This window comes from Microbacterium sp. Au-Mic1, from assembly GCF_021341785.1.
Lineage (GTDB): Bacteria > Actinomycetota > Actinomycetes > Actinomycetales > Microbacteriaceae > Microbacterium.
In genome coordinates this window covers 46,682-65,963 of sequence record NZ_JAJTTF010000003.1, presented here as the reverse complement: position 1 = coordinate 65,963, position 19,282 = coordinate 46,682, and the positions used below count along the sequence as shown (strand labels likewise).

15 protein-coding genes are annotated in these 19,282 nt (G+C 70.8%); 8 read left to right on the top strand and 7 right to left on the bottom strand.

Annotated features, from left to right (window positions below):
* Positions 1-113 precede the first annotated feature (113 nt).
* Positions 114-2,843: a magnesium-translocating P-type ATPase gene (gene mgtA / locus LXM50_RS04870; RefSeq protein ID WP_233310153.1), complete on the top strand. Its 2,730-nt coding sequence runs from the start codon at positions 114-116 to the stop codon at positions 2,841-2,843.
* Between the two features lie 87 nt (positions 2,844-2,930).
* A complete protein-coding gene (locus tag LXM50_RS04865) occupies positions 2,931-3,647 on the top strand; it encodes an MgtC/SapB family protein (protein ID WP_233310152.1) in 717 nt (238 codons plus the stop codon).
* A 21-nt stretch (positions 3,648-3,668) separates the two neighbouring features.
* Here LXM50_RS04865 and LXM50_RS04860 read toward each other — a convergent pair whose 3' ends face one another.
* Complete coding sequence (locus LXM50_RS04860; protein ID WP_233310151.1) at positions 3,669-4,247, bottom strand: TetR/AcrR family transcriptional regulator; 579 nt, start codon at positions 4,245-4,247, stop codon at positions 3,669-3,671.
* Positions 4,248-4,335: 88 nt separating this feature from the next.
* Here LXM50_RS04860 and LXM50_RS04855 point away from each other — a divergent pair, with 88 nt between their 5' ends.
* From LXM50_RS04855 to LXM50_RS04840, 4 genes are all read left to right on the top strand, one after another.
* Positions 4,336-5,493, top strand: coding sequence for an acyl-CoA dehydrogenase family protein (locus tag LXM50_RS04855; RefSeq protein WP_374107801.1), 1,158 nt, complete (start codon positions 4,336-4,338; stop codon positions 5,491-5,493).
* Between the two features lie 170 nt (positions 5,494-5,663).
* Positions 5,664-5,924 (top strand): hypothetical protein, encoded by a 261-nt coding sequence (locus LXM50_RS04850; RefSeq protein WP_233310150.1) that lies wholly within the window; start codon positions 5,664-5,666, stop codon positions 5,922-5,924.
* A gap of 43 nt (positions 5,925-5,967) precedes the next feature.
* Positions 5,968-7,788, top strand: coding sequence for a glutamine--fructose-6-phosphate transaminase (isomerizing) (glmS, locus tag LXM50_RS04845; protein WP_233310149.1), 1,821 nt, complete (start codon positions 5,968-5,970; stop codon positions 7,786-7,788).
* A 190-nt stretch (positions 7,789-7,978) separates the two neighbouring features.
* Positions 7,979-9,133 (top strand): thiolase family protein, encoded by a 1,155-nt coding sequence (locus LXM50_RS04840; RefSeq protein WP_233310148.1) that lies wholly within the window; start codon positions 7,979-7,981, stop codon positions 9,131-9,133.
* A gap of 145 nt (positions 9,134-9,278) precedes the next feature.
* On the opposite strand, the gene LXM50_RS04835 is transcribed toward LXM50_RS04840, so the two are convergent.
* From LXM50_RS04835 to LXM50_RS04825, 3 genes are all read right to left on the bottom strand, one after another.
* Positions 9,279-12,281: an AAA family ATPase gene (locus tag LXM50_RS04835; RefSeq protein ID WP_233310147.1), complete on the bottom strand. Its 3,003-nt coding sequence runs from the start codon at positions 12,279-12,281 to the stop codon at positions 9,279-9,281.
* Positions 12,281-13,504, bottom strand: coding sequence for an exonuclease SbcCD subunit D C-terminal domain-containing protein (locus LXM50_RS04830; RefSeq protein WP_233310146.1), 1,224 nt, complete (start codon positions 13,502-13,504; stop codon positions 12,281-12,283). The genes LXM50_RS04835 and LXM50_RS04830 overlap by 1 nt, the downstream gene beginning before the upstream one ends.
* Positions 13,505-13,637: 133 nt before the next feature.
* Complete coding sequence (locus LXM50_RS04825) at positions 13,638-13,946, bottom strand: GNAT family N-acetyltransferase (protein WP_233310145.1); 309 nt, start codon at positions 13,944-13,946, stop codon at positions 13,638-13,640.
* A 333-nt stretch (positions 13,947-14,279) separates the two neighbouring features.
* Between LXM50_RS04825 and LXM50_RS04820 the strand changes: the two genes are divergently transcribed.
* Positions 14,280-15,002, top strand: a complete 723-nt coding sequence (locus LXM50_RS04820) for a winged helix-turn-helix domain-containing protein (protein WP_233310144.1) — start codon at positions 14,280-14,282, stop codon at positions 15,000-15,002.
* Positions 15,003-15,280: 278 nt separating this feature from the next.
* A complete protein-coding gene (locus tag LXM50_RS04815) occupies positions 15,281-16,228 on the top strand; it encodes a DNA-3-methyladenine glycosylase (protein WP_233310143.1) in 948 nt (315 codons plus the stop codon).
* A 28-nt stretch (positions 16,229-16,256) separates the two neighbouring features.
* On the opposite strand, the gene LXM50_RS04810 is transcribed toward LXM50_RS04815, so the two are convergent.
* The 3 genes from LXM50_RS04810 to LXM50_RS04800 form a co-directional block, all read right to left on the bottom strand.
* Entirely contained in the window at positions 16,257-17,027 is a 771-nt protein-coding gene (locus LXM50_RS04810) for an ABC transporter ATP-binding protein (RefSeq protein ID WP_374107807.1), read from the bottom strand.
* A 191-nt stretch (positions 17,028-17,218) separates the two neighbouring features.
* On the bottom strand, positions 17,219-18,268 hold the full coding sequence (locus LXM50_RS04805) for an iron chelate uptake ABC transporter family permease subunit (protein ID WP_233310142.1): 1,050 nt from the start codon (positions 18,266-18,268) through the stop codon (positions 17,219-17,221).
* Complete coding sequence (locus tag LXM50_RS04800; RefSeq protein ID WP_233310141.1) at positions 18,261-19,268, bottom strand: ABC transporter permease; 1,008 nt, start codon at positions 19,266-19,268, stop codon at positions 18,261-18,263. Before LXM50_RS04800 ends, LXM50_RS04805 begins: the two co-directional genes overlap by 8 nt.
* Between the last annotated feature and the right edge of the window lie 14 nt (positions 19,269-19,282).

Here is a 19,282-nt window from a genome sequence, read left to right as displayed (position 1 = left end):
GACGTCGTGCCGGGATCCTCCGAAGCCCTCCCGTTCTTCGCGACGATCCGCCCTCCCCGCTGACCTGCGAGTGAGCCGGCGTCCTCCGTCGCGCCCTCACCGTTAGGCAGACCATGCGCGCATTCCGCGTCAACGACCAGGTGCTCACCCTTCCCGACCCCACCCGCGCGCCGCGCCCCGCGACGAAGAAGCGCGGCGAAGCCACCGCGACCCTCAGCACAGCACAGCAGCGCATCCTCGTGGACTCCGCGACCCAGCCCGCCAAGATCACGCTGCGCGCCTTCTCCAGCGACATCGACGGCATCGACGAGCGCGCGGTCGAGGAGCGCCGCGCACGCTACGGCACCAACGAGGTGCGGCACGACAAGCCGGCCCCGGCGGTCGTGCAGCTGCTCAAGACGTTCCTGAACCCGTTCATCCTCATCCTGATGTTCCTCGCCGGGGTCATGCTCTGCACGGACGTGATCTTCGCCGACCCCCTGGATGGTCCCGACTTCACCGGCGTGAGCACGATCGGCGCGATGGTGCTGGTCAGCGTCCTGCTGCGCTTCTGGCAGGAGTACCGCTCCTCGCGCGCCGCCGAGCAGCTCAAGGCGATGGTCCGCACGACCGCTGCCATCACCCGCCGCGTCGACGGCCGCCCCGTCACCGGCGAGCTGCCGATCGAGCAGATCGTGCGCGGCGACATCGTGCAGCTCGCGGCGGGCGACATGATCCCCGCCGACGTGCGGTTCCTGCGCACGAAGGACCTGCAGATCAACCAGTCGATGCTCACCGGCGAGGCGATGCCTGCGGAGAAGACCTTCGAGGCCGACAAGACCGCGACCGCGGCGTCGATCGTCGATGCCGCCAACCTCGGCTTCATGGGCACGTCGGTCGTGTCCGGATCCGGCACGGCCGTCGTCATCGGCACCGGAAGGCTCAGCTACTTCGGCAGCATGTCCTCCGCGATCGTCGGCGCACGCCCGGAGACCGCCTTCGACCAGGGCATCAAGAGGGTCACCTTCACCCTGATCAAGTTCATGTTCGTCATGGTGCCGGTCGTGTTCATCGTGAACGGCCTCACCAAGGACTGGACCAGCGCCTTCCTCTTCGGGGTGACGACCGCGGTCGGCCTGACCCCCGAGATGCTGCCGCTCGTCGTGACCGCGAACCTCGCCAAGGGCGCGAAGTTCATGGCACGACGCAAGGTCATCGTGAAGCGCCTCAACAGCATCCAGAACCTCGGCGCGATGGACGTGCTCGCGACCGACAAGACCGGGACGCTGACCGAGGACCGCATCGTGCTCGAGCAGCACCTGGACACCTCGGGCACCCGCTCCGAGAGCACGCTGCGGTATGCGGCCGCGAACGCGCACTTCCAGACCGGGCTGCGCAACCTGCTGGACGGCGCGGTCCTCGCCGCGGCGGGGCCGGGGATGCTCGACGAGGTGCGCCGCGACTTCTCCCTCGTCGACGAGATGCCGTTCGACTTCATGCGGCGCCGGATGTCCGTCGTGGTCAGCGACGGCTTCGCCCAGACGATCATCACGAAGGGCGCCGCCGAGGAACTGCTCGACCGCTGCACCAACGAGCTGCGGGACGGCGAGGAGACCGAGCTGACCGCCGCGCGCCGGATCGAGCTGGACGACCTCGTCGCCGCCCAGAACGAGCTCGGGATGCGGGTGCTCGCCGTCGCCGTGCGCTCGATCGCGCCGGATGAGAAGGGCCGGTTCCCGGACTACTCCGCCGAGGACGAGCACGACATGACGCTCGTGGGCTTCCTCAGCTTCCTGGATCCGCCCAAGGCGACGGCGGGCGCGGCGATCGCGAACCTGCGTCACCGCGGCGTCGAGGTGAAGGTCATCACCGGGGACAACCCGCTGGTTGCAGCCACCGTCTGCCGCGAGATCGGAATGGATCCGGGACGGATCGTGCTCGGCCCCGAGATCGATGACCTGTCGCTGCGCGAGCTCGGCGAGCTCGCCGACGAGACCGCGGTGTTCGCAAAGACGAACCCCGCGCAGAAGGCGCGCATCGTCGAGGCGATGCGCGAGCACGGGCACACCGTCGGTTTCATGGGCGACGGCATCAACGACGCTCCCGCCCTCCGCACCGCGGATGTCGGCATCTCGGTGGACACCGCCGTCGACATCGCGAAGGAGTCGGCCGACATCATCCTGCTGGAGAAGGATCTGAACGTGCTCGGCGGCGGCGTCGTCGAGGGACGGCGGACCTTCGTCAACACGATGAAGTACATCAAGATGACCGCGTCCTCGAACTTCGGCAACATGTTCTCGGTGCTCGTGGCCAGCGCGATGCTGCCGTTCCTGCCGATGATCCCGCTCGTCGTGCTGGTGCAGAACCTCGCCTACGACCTGTCCATGCTGACGCTGCCCTGGGACAGGGTCGACGAGGGCGACATCGAGCAGCCGCGCAAGTGGGAGACGAAGACGCTGTCCCGGTTCATGATCCTCATCGGACCGACCTCGTCGATCTTCGACATCACCACCTACCTGCTGATGTGGTTCGTCTTCCAGGCGAACAGCCCCGCGCACGCCGCGCTGTTCCAGTCCGGCTGGTTCATCGAGTCGATCATCTCGCAGACCCTGATCGTGCACCTGCTGCGCACCAAGCGGCTCCCGTTCGTGCAGTCCCGCGCGGGCCTTCCCGTGCTGCTCGCGACCGGCGCCGTCTGCGTGTTCGGCCTCGTGCTGCCGTTCACGGGCTGGGGCCACGTGCTCGGCCTGGTCTCGCTGCCCTGGACCTACTTCCCCTGGCTGGTGCTGACGCTCGCGGTCTACTGCCTCGTCGTCCACGTGGCCAAGAAGGCCTTCATCCGGCGTTTCGGCGCCTGGATCTGATTCCCGAGCGCGGTCGCGCTCGCCTCGCCGGCCCTCCGGCGATCCGCCGCGGATCGTCCGGAGGGCCCCGCACGCCAGGAGATTCCCATGATCGACACCCTCGACATCGCCCTCCGCCTGAGCGCAGGTCTCGCCTTCGGCGCGCTCATCGGGTTCGAGCGGCAGTGGCGCGCACGCACCGCGGGCCTGCGCACGAACGCCCTCGTGAGCCTCGGCTCGGCCCTGTTCGTGATCATGGGCGCCTTCAGCTTCCATGGCCCCGACGCCGACCCCACCCGCGTCGCCGCGCAGATCGTCTCGGGCATCGGCTTCCTCGGAGCCGGTGTGATCATGAAACAAGGCGCGTCGATCTCCGGTCTCAACACCGCGGCCACCCTCTGGGCCTCGGCCGCGGTGGGCGCCCTCGCCGGAGGCGGCCTTGTCTGGATCGGCGCGGCAGGCACGGCGGCCGTGATCCTGGCGAACGTGCTGCTGCGCCCGGTCGGGCGAGTGCTCGACCGGCGCGGGGGCACGGCAGGCCGGGAGAAGAACACCGAGGTCGAGTACACCTTCGAGGTGCGCTGCGCGCGGGAGCACGAGGTCGATGTGCGCGCGGTCGTGTTCGACGCCGTGCACCGCCCCGAGCTCACGGTGCAATCCGTCGCCGCCGCCGACCTGCCCGACGAGATCGTGGTGATCACGGCGATCGCGATCAGCCCCGAGCGCGACGACCACCAGATCGAGCTCGCGATCGCGGACGTCATCCGCACCCCCGAGGTGCTCGGCGTCCGGTGGACCGCCCAGGATCTCAGCCCCGTGGACTGAGCGGGTCCTCTCCGGTGCCGCTCAGCCGATCAGCACCCGCCGAGCGGCACCGGAGAGTATTCCGCGCTCATCGGCCGAGACGAGCTTCTCCGTGCTGTGCGCCGTCGAGTTCAGCAGCCCGAACACCGCGTGCATCGCCACCTGGAGGTCGGCCGGCGCGATCTCCGGGCGCAGCCGTCCGACGACCCCGGCCCAGAGATCCAGATACTGCCGCTGCAGCTTGCGCACTTGGCGATTGGGCGCCTTGGGGAGAGTGCCCAGCTCGCGATCCTGCACGCGGATGATGTCGCGATGCGCGAGCGCGAACGTGAGATGGAAGTCGATGAGGTCGTCCAGCACGTCCAGATCCGAGTCATGCGGAGCGGCGACGATCTCGGATCCGCCCTGCAGCAGGAACTCACTGGTGCCGATCAGGATCTCCTCGAGCATCGCGTCCTTGCTCGGGAAGTGCCGGTACAGAGCCGGCCCGCTGACCCCGACGGCGGTGCCGAGTTCGCCGATCGAGACCGCGTGGAACCCGCGGTCTGCGAAGAGCCGGGCGGCGGCGTCGAGGAACAGCTGCCTCGTCCGTGCCTTCCCCTGCGCCCTCGCGGTGGTCATCCCGTAAGGATAGCGATCCTGGACAGTCGAGTGAGCGCGCGCTAACATCTATTTCAGTTACCGATCGTTCACTGAGGAGCTGATCTGCGTGTCCGAGACGATCCCTTCCGAACTCCCCGAGGAGTACCGCGAGCTGTCTGCGACGGTCCGCGATTTCGCGGAGCAGGTGGTCGCCCCCGTTTCCGCCCAGCACGACCGCGAGCACAGCTTCCCTTACGAGGTCGTCGCGGGCATGGCGGAGCTGGGCCTGTTCGGCCTGCCCTTCCCCGAGGAGTACGGCGGCATGGGCGGCGACTACTTCGCCCTCTGCCTGGCGCTCGAAGAGCTCGCGAAGGTCGATCAGAGCGTCGCCATCACGCTGGAGGCCGGCGTCTCGCTCGGCGCCATGCCGATCTTCCGGTTCGGCACCGAGGAGCAGAGGCAGCGCTGGCTGCCTTCACTCGCGGCAGGCACGACGCTCGGCGGGTTCGGCCTCACCGAGCCCGACGCGGGCAGCGATGCCGGCCGCACCCGCACCACCGCCCGCCTGGACGGGGGCGAATGGGTGATCAACGGCTCGAAGCAGTTCATCACGAACTCCGGCACCGACATCACCGCGTTCGTGACGGTCACCGCCGTCACCGGCGAGACCAAGCGCGGCAAGGAGATCTCGACCATCATCGTGCCGTCGGGCACGGCGGGCTTCACCGTCGCCCCTCCCTACGACAAGGTCGGCTGGAACGCCTCGGACACGCACGGGCTGTCCTTCGACGACGTGCGCGTGCCCGAGGGGAACCTCCTCGGCGAACGCGGTCGCGGCTATGCGAACTTCCTGCGGATCCTGGACGAGGGCCGCATCGCGATCGCGGCCCTGGCCGTGGGCGCCGCGCAGGGCTGCGTCGACGACGCGGTCCGTTACGCCAAGGAGCGCCAGGCGTTCGGCACGCACATCGGCGGCCACCAGGCCATCGCGTTCAAGATCGCCCGTATGGAGGCGCGCGCGCAGGTCGCCCGTCGCGCCTACTATCACGCCGCCGCACTCATGCTGGCGGGCAAGCCGTTCAAGCAGGAGGCGGCGATCGCGAAGCTCACCGCGAGCGACGCGGCGATGGACAATGCCCGTGACGCCACCCAGGTGTTCGGCGGCAACGGCTTCATGAACGAGTACCGCGTCGCCAGGCACTACCGCGACTCGAAGATCCTCGAGGTCGGCGAGGGCACCACCGAGGTGCAGCTCATGCTGATCGCCCGCAGCCTGGGACTGTAGACCCGTCCCGTTTCGAAGCGCGCAAATGGCTGCATCTGCACGGTCGATGGAGCCATTTGCGCGCTTCGAATTGACGGACGTCGGGTGGATCGACCCGGCCAGCGAGGATGATCTGCCCGAATTCGGGCAGATTCTTGTCATTCGGCGAGCCGGATCCGCATACTCGTGTGATGACCGACGATGACCTGATCCAGCGGATCGTGGCATCGACCGGTCTGCCGGCGAGCGTCGCCGCGCGAGTCGTCGACGACGTCCTCGCCTGGTACGACGAGCCGGTCGAGGTCTTCGTGCGCCGCCGCCACGGCGAGCTCCAGCTCTACGGCACGCGCAACGCCGAGGCGTTCGCGCTCATCGCCGCGGAGCTGCGCGATCGTCGCGTCACGGCCCCGGAGCTCTCCGAGCGGCAGCTGCGCCGCATCGTCTACGGCTGAGCCCGAACCCGCCCCCTCCCCCCTACTCCTGAGGAGCCCCACCATGTGCGGAATCGTCGGATACATCGGCCACCAGGCCGCCGCCCCTGTCCTCGTCGAAGGCCTCACCCGCCTCGAGTACCGCGGCTACGACTCGGCGGGCATCGCCGTGCTCGGCAGCAAGGGCACGACCTCGATCCGCCGGGTGGGCCGCGTGCGCGAGCTCGAGGCCGCGCTTCCGAAGCGCCTTCCCGGAACGGTCGGCATCGGCCACACCCGCTGGGCGACACACGGCCCCGCCGCCGAGCAGAATGCGCACCCCCAGCGCAGCCAGGACGGCCGGATCAGCGTCGTGCACAACGGGATCATCGACAACGCCGCGGCTCTGCGCGCCCAGCTCGCGGAGTCGGGCGTCACGCTCACGAGCGACACCGACACCGAGGTCATCGCGCACCTCATCGCCCGGTCGGGCGCGGAGACCCTCGAGGAGGCCGTGCTCGCCGCCCTCGGGCGGATCACCGGCACGTACGCCCTCGCCGTGCTGGACGAGCAGCACCCGGAGCGGATCGTGCTGGCGCGCAGCGGATCCCCGCTGATCATCGGCATCGGCGACAAGGAGATGCTCGTGGCCAGCGATGTGGCCGCGCTCGTGCGGCACACCGATCGGGTCGTGCATCTGAACGACGGCGAGCTGGCGACCGTGACGGCGACCGGCTTCCGCACCTTCGACCGTGGCAATACGCCGACCAGCTCGGAGCCCGTCGAGATCAGCGTCGCCGCGGAGGATCTCGAGCTCAGCGGCTACCAGCACTACATGCTCAAGGAGATCCACGAGCAGCCCGACGCCGCCGCGATGGTCCTCCGCGGCCGGCTGGACGAGCGGTTCGCCACCGCCCGCTTGGACGGGCTCGGACTGGATCCGCGGGAGCTCCGCAGCTTCCGCCGCATCAAGATCCTGGGCTGCGGATCCGCCTACTACGTGGGCCAGCTCGGCGCGCAGCTCATCGAGGATCTGGCGCGCATCCCCGCGGATGCGGAGGCCGCATCGGAGTTCCGGTACCGCCAGCCCATCATCGAGTCGGACACGCTGTACGTCGCGGTGAGCCAGAGCGGAGAGACCGCCGACACCGCCTTCGCCGTCGAGGAGATCAAGCGCAAGGGCGGCCGTGTCATCGGCGTCGTGAACGTCGTGGGCTCGACCATCGCCCGGACGGTCGACGGCGGGATCTACCTGCACGCGGGGCCGGAGATCTCGGTCGCCTCGACCAAGGCGCTCACGAACATGGCGCTCTCCTTCGCCCTGCTCGCGCTGCACCTCGGGCGGCTGCACGACCTGTCGCACGCGGACGGCCAGCGCATCCTGCGCGGACTGCTGCAGATCCCGGAGCAGATCCGGGAGATCCTCGAGGACGCGGATCCGATCGCGGCGGTCGCCGAGGACATCGCGAAGGCCAGGAGCGCGTTCTATATCGGCCGCGTGCGCGGGTTCCCCGTCGCGCGGGAGGGGGCGCAGAAGCTCAAGGAGATCAGCTACATCCATGCCGAGGCGTATCAGACGAGCGAACTCAAGCACGGCCCCCTCGCGCTGATCGACCCGGAGATGCCGACCGTCGCGCTCATCCCCGAGGACGAGCTGACCGACCGCAACCTCGCCGCGGCCGAGCAGATCCTCGCCCGCAAGGGACCGCTCATCGCGATCACCCATGCCGGAGTCGAGCTCGCCCACCTCGACGCCCGCACGATCGTCGTCCCCAAGAACGAGCCCGAACTGGATCCGATCCTGCTGACGATCCCGACCCAGCTGCTCGCCTACCACGCTGCAGTGCTGCTCGGACACGATGTGGACAAGCCCCGCAATCTCGCGAAGTCGGTGACGGTGGAGTGACGAACCTCCCCGGGGGAACCTCCCGGGGTCGTTGAGCGAGCCCCGAGCGCAGCGAGGAGCGAGACGAAACGCGCGCGCTCGCGAGGCACCGCGTTTCGTCTCGGTCGGCTCCGCCGTCCTCGCTCAACGACCTCGGCAGCGGGCAACGCACAACGGCCCCGGCGAATGCCGACCGGAGGACAATGGACGCATGAGCAGCAGAGATGCGGTCATCGTCGCCGCGCGTCGCACGGCGGTCGGCATCGGCAAGCCCGAACGCGGCGTCTTCAGCGGCGTCCACCCGGTCGATCTGTCCACGCACCCGATCCGTGCGGTGCTGGCCGACACGGGTGTAGATCCGGCCCTCGTCGACGACGTGGTGTGGGGGTGCGTGTCACAGGTGGGCGAACAGTCCTTCAACGTGGGCCGCAACGCCGCCCTCGCCGCGGGACTGCCCGAACACGTGCCGGGGATGACGATCGACCGACAGTGCGGCTCGTCGCAGCAGGCGATCCAGAGCGCCGCTGCCGCGATCATCGCCGGCTACGCGGACATCGTCGTCGCGGGCGGGGTCGAGGTGATGTCGCGTGTGCCGATGTTCTCCAGCGTCGCGGGTCAGGATCCGTACGGCCCGCTCATGCACGAGCGCTTCCCTGACCTCGGCAACCAGGGCATCGGCGCCGAGCTGATCGCCCAGCGGTGGGGGCTGACCCGCACCGAGCTGGACGAGTTCGCCGTGCGCTCGCACCAGCGGGCTGCGTCCGCGACGGCGTCCGGGGCGTTCGCTGACGAGATCGTCCCCGTCCCGACCGCCTCGGGCGTCGTCACGACGGATCAGGGGATCCGGCCCGATTCGACCGTCGAGCGCCTGGCGACTCTGCCGACACCGTTCCTCGAGGGCGGCGTGGTGACGGCGGGAAGCGCGTCGCAGATCTCCGACGGCGCGGCCGCTGTGCTCATGATGACGAGCGCGCGTGCCGCGGAGCTCGGGCTCTCCCCGATCGCCCGTGTGCACAGCGTCGCCGTGGTGGGCTCGGATCCGATCCTCATGCTCACCGGTCCGATCCCGGCGACCGCGAAGGTGCTCGCCCGCGCGGGCCTCGGCGTCGCCGACATCGGCGCCTTCGAGGTGAACGAGGCGTTCGCGCCCGTCGTGCTCGCCTGGCTGGCCGAGACCGGTGCGGACCCGGAGCTCGTCAACCCTCGCGGCGGCGCGATCGCTCTCGGACACCCGCTGGGCGGATCCGGCGCGCGCCTGGCCACGACCCTGCTGCACCACATGCGGCAGAACGGGATCCGATACGGCCTGCAGACGATGTGCGAGGGTGGCGGCATGGCGAACGCGACGGTGTACGAGCTGCTCTGACGACGGCCGCGTTTCGTCTCGCTCCGGCTGCGCCGGTGCTCGCGCTCGACGTCCACTGCCTCACCCTCGGAGTCATTGAGCGAGGACGCCGCAGGCGACCGGGACGAAACGCCGCGCCACGACGAGTCCACGACAAGACCCGACGTCAGGAGTCGATCACGCTCGGTCCGTCGGGGGTCGCCCGCACCGTGATCTGTGCCGGGATCTGCTCCTGCATCGCCTCGACGTGGCTGATGACGCCGACCGTGCGGCCACCCGCGCGCAACTCGTCGAGCGTGCGCATGGCCACGTCGAGCGTCTCGCCGTCGAGGGATCCGAAGCCCTCGTCAATGAACAGCGTGTCGAGCTGGATGCCGCCCGCACGGGCGGTGACGACCTCGGCGAGCCCGAGCGCGAGCGCGAGAGAGCTGAGGAACGTCTCCCCGCCGGAGAGCGACTGGGCGGGCCGGGTCTGCCCGGTGAACGCGTCGAACACGACGATGCCGAGGCCGGACGCGGCCCCGCGCGCGGCCCGCGCATCGCTGTGCTGCAGCTGGTAGCGGCCAGAGGACATGTCTGCGAGGCGCAGATTCGCCGCCGCGACGATCTCCTCGAGCTCGGCGGCGAGCACGAACGTTTCCAGGTTCATCCGATACGTGTTCGCCCCACGACCGGCCACGGCGTCGGCGAGCTGCTGCAGGACCTCATGATCGGCGGCTGCGGCCGCACCACGGCCGTGCTCGGCGACTGCTGTGGAGAGGAGGGCTCCGAGCTGCGCGCCGATCCCGTCGGCCCGGCTGGCCGCGTCGACGGCGGCGGTCCATGCCGCACGCGCCGCGGATTCCGCGGACTCGAACGGAGCCAGGTCGATCGGTTCGTCCGGCAGGGTGCGCAGTTCGAGGTCGAGCAGGATCGCCCGCTCCTTGGTCCGCTCTGCGGCGTGCGCGGCGATCCGCTCCTCGAGCACGGACTGGTCGACCGGGCTGCGCAGCGCGGCCCCGGCGGCGGTGACGTCGTCGAACGGGGACACGGTCAGTGCCTCCTGCTGCTCGGCGCGTGCGGCGGACGCCGCCTCGGACCGGGACTCGCGCTCCTCGATCGCCGCAGCGAGCATCTGCGCGGCCGCGATCCGGGCGGCCGCGTCGTCGAGGCGCGCGGCGACGGTGGGGAAGGCTCCACGCGCCTGCGCGATGGAATCCTGCGCGGCGGCGAGCACCTGCCGGGCGAGGGCGAGGTGCTCGCCCGCCTCAACCTCGCGGGCGGCAAGGCCGGCGATCGTCGTCTCGAGCCGGTCGGCCGTCCCCCGCAGTTCGGCGAGGCGCTGGTCCGCTGCCGTGGCAGCGGACTGCGCTGCCGTGGCGGCGTCCTGCTCCGCGCGCGCGACGGCGAGCTCGGTCTCGGCGGTCTCGACCGTGCGCCCGTCGGCACGCACGGTCGCGGCGGCCAGCTCTGCGTCCAGCGCCGCCAGGGCCTTCGTCGCCGCGCGCACCTGCTCGGTGGCGCGTTCCCGCGCGTCCGTGGCCTCGGTGACATCATCCGCCGAGACCGGATCCGCGTGCACGGCCGGGGCCGGATGCTCCGTCGATCCGCAGACGCTGCAGGCCACGCCCGGGAGCAGCGCTTCCGCAAGCTCGCCCGCCATGCCCGCGTCGCGACGGCGACGCAGGTCCGCGGCGCGCGCGAACGCGGCCGCTGCCTCCTGCTCCCGATCGGCGACCGTCCGCTCGGCGGCGCTCCGCTCCTCGGTGCGCGCCACGACGTCGCTGGCGCCCTCGAGTCGCGCCGCGGCCAGCGTCACGACGGTCTCGAGGTCCGCCACACGGTCGGCCCGCCGACGCAGGTCGTCGCGCTCCGCGGTCAACGCCTCGATCGCGGCGGGCAGGGCGGCACGCTCGGACTCGCGGCTCGCTCGCTCTGCCGTCGCGGCCTCCCGCTCGCTCAGGGCCGTCGTCACCGCCGCCTCATGGGCGGCGAGCTGGCCCTCGGCCGACGCCGCCTGCTGCCAGGCGCCGCTGGCCCGGGTGCGATCGGCCGCCCATGCCCGCAGCGCTTCCGCGGAAGCCCCCTCCGGGGCCTCGTCGTCTGCGGCGATCTCCCGCCACGCAGCCTCGGCCTCCGCGGCGAGCGAGGTGGCGGTCGCCGCGGCGGCCGCGGTGCGCTCCGCCGTGCTCAGCACGTGCCGGAGGGCTTCAGCGGCCCTGGCGTCTTCCAGCGTGCGCCGGTCCGCGGCGATCCGGTCGGCATCGGCGTCGAGCGCGGCGAGCGCCGTACGGGCACGGTCCCGCTCCGCCTGCGCCTGGCGCTCCTCGCGCGCTGCCGCGTGCGCGGCGGCCGCTGTTCCGTGCGCGGCATCGGCCAGGTCCCGCTCCTGGCGGCGCTGCTCGGCCCGGTAGTCCGCCCGGGCCCTCGCCCGGTGCAGGGCGTCCAGTCGTGCGTCGATCGAAGCATCGACGTCGGCCGGCATCGCCTCGGCGCCCGAACCCGCTCCGGTCAATTCGCTCTCGACGACGAGATGCTCGGCCTGCTCGACGCGGGCCACCACGGTCGCGCGCCCCGCGCCCAGCGCCTGCTCCGACGCGCGGCGGCGCTCGTCGAAACGGGCCTGGTAATCCTCGAAACGGCCGGTTCCGAAGAGCCGGCGCAGCAGCGACTGGCGCTCCCTGCTGTCCGCGAGCAGGAACCGCGCGAAACGCCCTTGAGCGAGCAGGATCACCTGCAGGAACTGCTGCAGGTTCAGCTGCAGGATCTCGTCCAGCTCGTGCGCGACATCCACCTCCCGCGCGGCCCGGCCGATCCAGTCCCCGCCGATGAGCTCGTCCAGCGCCACAGCGGACGCCTGCTTGGTCAGCCCGCCGCCGCGCTTCGCCGGGCGCTGGTACTCGGGCGATCGCGTCACCCGGAACCGCCCGGCGACGGTGCTGAACTCGACGAGGACCTCGGTCGGATCCGCGGGCTCGCAATGATCGCTGCGCAGGCGCTTCTCGCCGCCCTCGTAGCGCGGCACGTTGCCGTAGAGCCCGAAGCACACGGCATCGAGGATGCTGGACTTACCCGCGCCGGTGCGACCGCCGATGAGGAAGACGCCGTCGTCGGCGAACGCGTCGAAGTCGATCGCCTGACGCCGCAGGAACGGACCGAAGCCCTCGATCTCGAGTCGATGCAGCTGCACTAGACGAGCGCCTCCGCCAGGGCGCGGTCGTCGAGCACCTCGCGGATCAGCTCCTGCTCGCGCGGCGACGCCCCGGCCCCGTTCCGCACATGCGCGAGGAAGGCGTCGATGCGCTCCTCATCGGTCGCGGCCGCGCGCAGCCGCTCACTGTACGACCGCTCCTCGACCGTCTCCGTCCGCGCGGGCTCGTGCTGCACGAGCGCGCAGAACGGGTACTTCTCGCGCAGACGGCGCATGGGCTCGGTCTGCGGCAGATCATCGGTGTAGACCGCGCACACCCAGTCTTCGGCGTGGGCGGCGACGTTCTCGGCGGAGAGGATCTCATCGAGGGCCCCGGTCAGCGTCACGAGTCGACGCGGCACGGGGAGCTCCAGCCACTGCGCGTCGACCGCGCCATCCGCGGCCAGGTCGACGAGCCACGATCCGCGGGGCTTGTGCTGCTCCCCGAAGCTGTAGTGCAGCGGCGCACCGGCGTAGCGGACGCGCTCGGTGAGCGCCTGGCGCCCATGGATGTGCCCGAGCGCGACGTAGTCCGCGCCGTCGAACACGGAGACCGGCACCATGTCGATGCCGCCCTGGCGGATCTCGCGCTCCAGACCGGTCGTCGCGTCGACGCCGGCCGCGAAGCAGTGCGCGATCACGACGGAGCGCCCCGGGTGCTCGGCTATCCCGGCACGCACGAGCCCCATGGCGTGTGCGAGCGTCTGAGCCTGGGTGCGCAGCGGACGGCCGTCGTCCGCGCCCGCACCGGCATCCGCGGGCGTCGCAGCGGCAGGCTTCTGGAAGGCGGGCTTCTGGAAGGCGGCGTGCTGCCGCACGATGGCGGGCTCGAGGTAGGGGATGCCGAAGAAGCGCACGGGGCCGTCGGCGTCGTCGATCGTGATCGGCTCGCCGATCGTGCGCGGATCCGTGACGACGTGGATCCCCTCCCGCAGCAGACGCGCCTGGAAGCCCAACCGGGCCGCCGAGTCGTGGTTGCCGCTCGTGACGATCACGCGAGCGCCCGTCTCGTGCAGCGCGACGAGCGTGTCGGTGAGCAGCGTGTAGGCCGGGGCGGCAGGAGTCGCGGAATCGAAGACATCACCCGCGACGACCACCACGTCGACGTCGTTCTCCCGCACCTGCACGACCAGCGCGGCGAGCACTTCGGCGAGCGCTTCCAGGGTGGAGTGCCCGTGGAAGATCCGGCCGATGTGCCAGTCCGAGGTGTGCAGGATCTTCATGCCCTCAACGCTACGGACGGGGTCCGACATTGCGTCCGAGGCGTGCCGCAGACGCCACGGGAGCGGAAGTTCCCGCCCTCGCCCGTCGTACGCGTAACAGAACGTCACACTCGCCGCGCAGAGCGATAGGGCGTCAGCGCACGCGCAGCAGACCGGCCCGTTCGGGGTGCGCGTCGAACCAGTCGGCCACGTACCAGCAGACCGCGTCGATGCGCCGGTCTCCTTGCGCCGCGATGTCGTCGACAGCCCCTTCGACGACGACCGCGGCATAGCCGGATCCGCGGAAAGACGGGACGGTGAAGGCCCGTGTCAGCGCCATGGTGCGTCCGTCGTCGCGGTAGTCGAGGACGCTCACCAGCACCCCGTCGCGCGTCAGCGTGTAGCGCGACGCATCGTCTTCACGAGTGAGCACGAACCGGTCAGTGCTTGCAGAAATCCCCACGTTTTCACGCTACGCCCGAATTCTTCGACTCGGTCCGTTTTGACACGGGAGGTCACCGTCGGTAATAATCGGCCCCATGACCACCAACGCACGCCCCTTGTCCGCCCAGGAGGCGAACGGGACGACCGGGATGATGATGCCCGGTTGCGTTGGCATGTGTTGCCGAATGTGTCGCTGAAGCCACAGCACTCCGTCTGACTCGCTCGTCGTGATCTTCGCGAGCTGAGTCTCCGAGCACCCATCCGCGTGCTCGACTTCTCCGGCTTCCCGCCCGGTCATTCGCAACACCCTCCGAGTCGTCGACCGACTCCCTCCTTTCAAGGACCCATCATCATGTCGAACACCGCCCTCCTCGAGCGTCCCGTCACCGTCTCCCCCGTCGCCGCGCCCCGTCTGCACGCCGTGCCGCGCACCCAGATCGACGCGCCGGCCCCCGCCGTCGACGCGCCGCCGGCACGGTCGCCGCGCGGCTTCGCCCTCTATGTCGGCATCGACGAGCTCAAGGCCGCCACGAACGGCGTGAGCCTGCCGCTGCTGGTGGACGCCCTGCGTCGCACGCTCGCTGAGCTGGCCCCCGACGCCGAGACCCACGCCACCGTCGCCCTCGCCCCGCAGGGGACCGGCGGGCGCGACCTCGACGTCGTGCGCCTCGCCCTGCACGAGCCCGGCGCGATCGCCCGCTCCAAGGCGGAGGCCGAGGAGCGCGAGCCCGAGGACGGCGGCGGCGTCGTGGTCGACATCTCCCGCAAGCGCGTGCTGATCGACGGCGACTCCGCCGCGTTCACGTACAAGGAGTTCGAGCTCCTGCAGTATCTGGTGCTGCGCGAGGGCTCGACCATCGAGCGCAGCGAGCTCGTCGGCGCGCTGTGGCAGACCTCCGACGAGGAGGCCCCCGGCGAGCGCACGATCGACGTGCACGTGCGCCGGCTGCGCGCCAAGCTCGGCCGCTACGAGGACATCGTGCGCACCGTCCGCGGCGTCGGCTACCGCTTCGACCGCCACGCCGACGTCGCGATCCGCTACGGCGTGGGCACCCCCTCCCCCGACCGGTTCTGAGCGCGCCCGGGTTCCGGCCCCAAGCTCAGTTCTGAACGCGCCCCAGCTCTGCCACCTGCCAGTTCTGTCCCGGTTCTGCCGCGCGCCGCGACTCGCTCCGCGGGCAGCGACCGGTAACCGCGCGCCGAACCGCCCCCTTCCACGCGAGCCACCCCTGTGCACGCGGTGAGCAAGGGGGTTGCTGGGCGACAAGGGGGTGGCTCGAGGATCCGCCGGCCCCGAGTGCGGCCCCCCGAATCTGGGCCCCGCCTGTCGGCGCGCGGATCTAGGGTGTTCCCATGACTCTCGCCGCGGATCCCGCACCCCGCGCGTGGCCGATGCGGGAGAGCGCCTATCGCCCGGGGCGACTGCTCGACCTGCATGCCACGGTCGGCGTCCTGGGTCGCGGGCCGCGCGACCCCGCGGTGGTGCGCGACGGCTCGGTGCTCTGGCTCGCGCTGCGCACCGAGGGCGGCATCGCGACGCTCGCGCTGCGCGCCGGATCCGGTGAGGTGCGGGCGAGCGCCTGGGGCCCCGGCGCCGACGCCGCCCTCGACCTCGTCCCCGCCCTGTGCGGCGCGCACGACGACCCCGACGGCTTCGACCCGTCCTCTCATCCACTGCTCGCGGCGACGGCGCAGCGGCATCCCGGCGTCCGTCTGACACGCACCGGCGCCGTTTTCGACGCCCTCGCCGGCGTCGTCCTCGAGCAGAAGGTCACCGGCCTGCAGGCGTACGGTGCCTGGCGCGCGATCGTCACCCGTTTTGGCGATCCCGCTCTCGGGCCCACCCCGCGCCCGATGGCCGTCGCCCCCGACGCCGCCGGCTGGCGGCGCATCCCGTCCTGGGCCTGGCATCGCGCGGGCGTGGAACCGCCGCAGTCGCGGACCATCGTGCGCGCCGCCGAGCGCGCCGCCGGCATCGAGCGCGCCGTACACGCGGCCGCAGACGGACCCGCGCGCGACAGCGCGCTCACGAGCCTGCCAGGCGTGGGCCTGTGGACCTCCGCGGAGACCCGGATCCGCGCCCTCGGCGACCCTGATGCGGTGAGCGTCGGCGACTACCACCTGCCCCACGAGGTCGGCTACGCGCTGACCGGGCACCGCACCGACGACGCGGGCATGCTCGAGCTGCTCGCACCGTGGGCCGGACACCGCCAGCGCGTGGTGCGACTCATCCGGATGAGCGGCGCCCTCGAGCCCCGGCGCGGACCTCGTCTGGCCCCGGAGGACCATCGGAAGCGGTGACGAGCACCCCTCGCCGCCGATGATCCGCTCAGTGCCAGACGGCGAGCGGGCCGTCGGGGCCGTCGATCACGGAGACCGGGGTCTCGAACACGTCGGTCAGCACGTCGCCCTGCATGATGTCGGCGACCGGTCCGAACGCGACGACCTCGCCGTCCTTCATCGCGCAGATCCGGTCGGCGTAGCGCGCGGCGAAGTTGATGTCGTGCAGCACGACGACGACGCTCTTGCCGAGCTCGTCGGAGATGCGCTGGAGGTGCCGCATCATCCGCACCGCATGCTTCATGTCGAGGTTGTTGAGCGGCTCGTCCAGCAGCACGGTGCCGGTGTCCTGCGCGAGCACCATCGCGACATAGGCGCGCTGCCGCTGCCCGCCGGAGAGCTCGTCCAGGTAGCGCTTCTCCAGCTCGCCCAGTTCGAGGAAGTCGATCGCGCGACTCACGACCTCCTCGTCCGCGCGCGTGAGCCGGCCGTGCGAGTGCGGGAACCGGCCGAACCCGACCAGCTGACGCACGGTCAGGCGCGTCACGAAGTGGTTCTCCTGACGCAGGATCGACACGACCCTGGCGAGATCCTTCGACTTGGTGGTCCCGACGTCGAAGCCGGAGATCCGGATGGTTCCCTCATCCATCCCAAGCAGCCGCCCGATCATTGTCAGCAGCGTCGACTTTCCGGCGCCGTTCGGGCCGATCAGCGCGGTGACGCCCCCGGCCGGGATCTCCAGATCGACCGGCCCGATGGCCACCCCGGCGCTCCTCCCCGTCCGGTCGCCGTACCGCTTGCGCACTCCCGCGATCGAGATCCCCGAGTCGGATCCGGTCCGCTGCTCGTGGTGACCGCGAGACCGAACCTGCGTCCCGAGACCGACGATCGCATCGTCGGTCTCGGGATGAGGATTCGGTTTCGCGGTCACGCCGGATTGCGCGGCGTGCGGGGCGAGCGAGGCCCGGTGCGCGGCATGCGAGGGCTGGTGCGCGGTGAGCGAGGGCTCGTTCATAGGCGTCCCTTCCTGAGCAGGACGAGCAGGAAGACGGATCCGCCGACCAGCTCGATGATGATGGAGACGGCGCCCTGCGCCGAGAAGATGTGCTTCATCACGAAGTAGGCGCCGCCGAGCACGGCGATCGCTGTGAGCACCGCGACCGGCAGCACGAGGCGATGGTCATGAGTGTCGGCGAGTTGGTAGGCGAGTGTCGCGACGAGGAAACCGAGGAACGTCATCGGCCCGACCAGCGCGGTCGAGGTGGCCATGAGCACCGCGACCAGCAGCAGCACCCGGAGCTGCTCACGCCGGTGGTCGACGCCGAGTGCGTTCGCGGCGTCGGGCCCGAGCGCCAGCACGTTCAGCCGGCGCGCGCGCAGGAGCAGGAGCACCGATGCGGTCAGGCACAGCGGGATCGCCAGCGTCAGATAGGAGGCGTCGGCGTTCGCGACGCTGCCGAACAGGCGCGCGGCGAGCACGTCGAACTCGCTCGGCGTGAGCAGCCTCTGCATGAACGTGGACAGCGCGCCGAGCCCGCCGCCGATCACGATCCCGATCAGCAGCATCACGTGCATGCTGCCGCGCCGCCCCGACAGCAGCCAGCCGTAGAGCAGGACGGCGAATCCGGTCATCAGCACGATCTGCAGCGCGAACTGCGGCACCCCCTGCAGCGCCGTGACGCCGGCGGCGCCGAGCAGGAACACCGCTGTGGTCTGGATCGCCGTGTACAGGGACTCGAACCCCATGATCGACGGGGTCACGATGCGGTTGTTCGCCGCCGTCTGGAACGCGACGGTCGCGGTGGCCTGCGCGACCGCGACCACGAGGATGACCAGCACGCTCGTGACGCGCAGCTGCACGATGCGCCAGAACCCGTCCGTGCCGAAGGGCACGGGATTGCCGTGCACGAGCAGCCCGATCAGCGCCGCCGCGGCGAGCACCGCCAGCACGGCGACCACGAGGACGTACCGCCGCCGCGCACGAGCGGTGGGGAACGCCCCCGATGCCCGCTCGCCCGCGGACACCCGACGCGCCGGGGCCGCGGTCAGCAGCTCAGCCACGAGCACGCCCCCTCAGGATCAGCACGATGAACACCGCGGCTCCGACGAGGCCGAGCACCAGCGACACCGGCACCTCGAACGGCATGATGATGGTGCGCCCGATCAGGTCGCACACCGTGACCAGGCCCACTCCCAGCAGGCACACCCACGGCAGGTTGCTGCGCAGGTCGTCGCCGCGGATCATCGACACCACATTCGGCACGATCAGTCCGACGAACGGGAGGTTGCCGACGACGACGGTGACCACGCCCGTGGTCGCGGCGATGAGCACCGTGCCGAGCAGGACGACTCGGCCGTGGTTCAGGCCGGCGTTCGTCGCGATCTCCTCGCCCAGCCCCGCGATCGTGAAGCGGTCGGCGACGATGAAGACGATCACGCCGACGACCGCGACGATCCAGAGCAGCTCGTACTGTCCGCGCAGCACCGAGGTGAAGCTCCCGGCGAACCACACCCCGAGGGTCTGCAGCGTGTTGGTCGCGAGGGCGAGGTAGGTCGAGACGGATCCGACCACCGCGCCCAGCATGATCCCGACGATCGGGACGATCAGCGAGGAGCGCAGCGACACCCGCCGCAAGAACGCGAAGAACACCAGGGTTCCGACGAAGGCGCACAGCACGGCACCGAGCATCCGCAACGGGATGCTCGGATGCGGTACGAGGATGGAGACGGCGAGCAGACCGAGTCCTGCCCACTCCGTTGTGCCGGTGGTCGTCGGCTCGACGAACCGGTTCTGCGTCAGCATCTGCATGACCAGGCCCGCCATCGCCATGGATGCTCCGGCGAGCACGAGCGCAGTCGTTCGCGGGATGCGCGTGATCGCGAACATCTCCGCGCCATCCGCGGATCCGGTCACGTCGTAGACACCGACGAACAGCGACAGCACGAGGAGGCCCGCGACGATGAGGACGCCGACGAGCAGAGCGGGATCGAAGAGCCGCGCCCTGCCCCGGGCAGCAGCGGAGGCGCTGCCCGGGGCGAGGCGGGTGAGCCGGGTGGTCATGGCCGGATGTACTG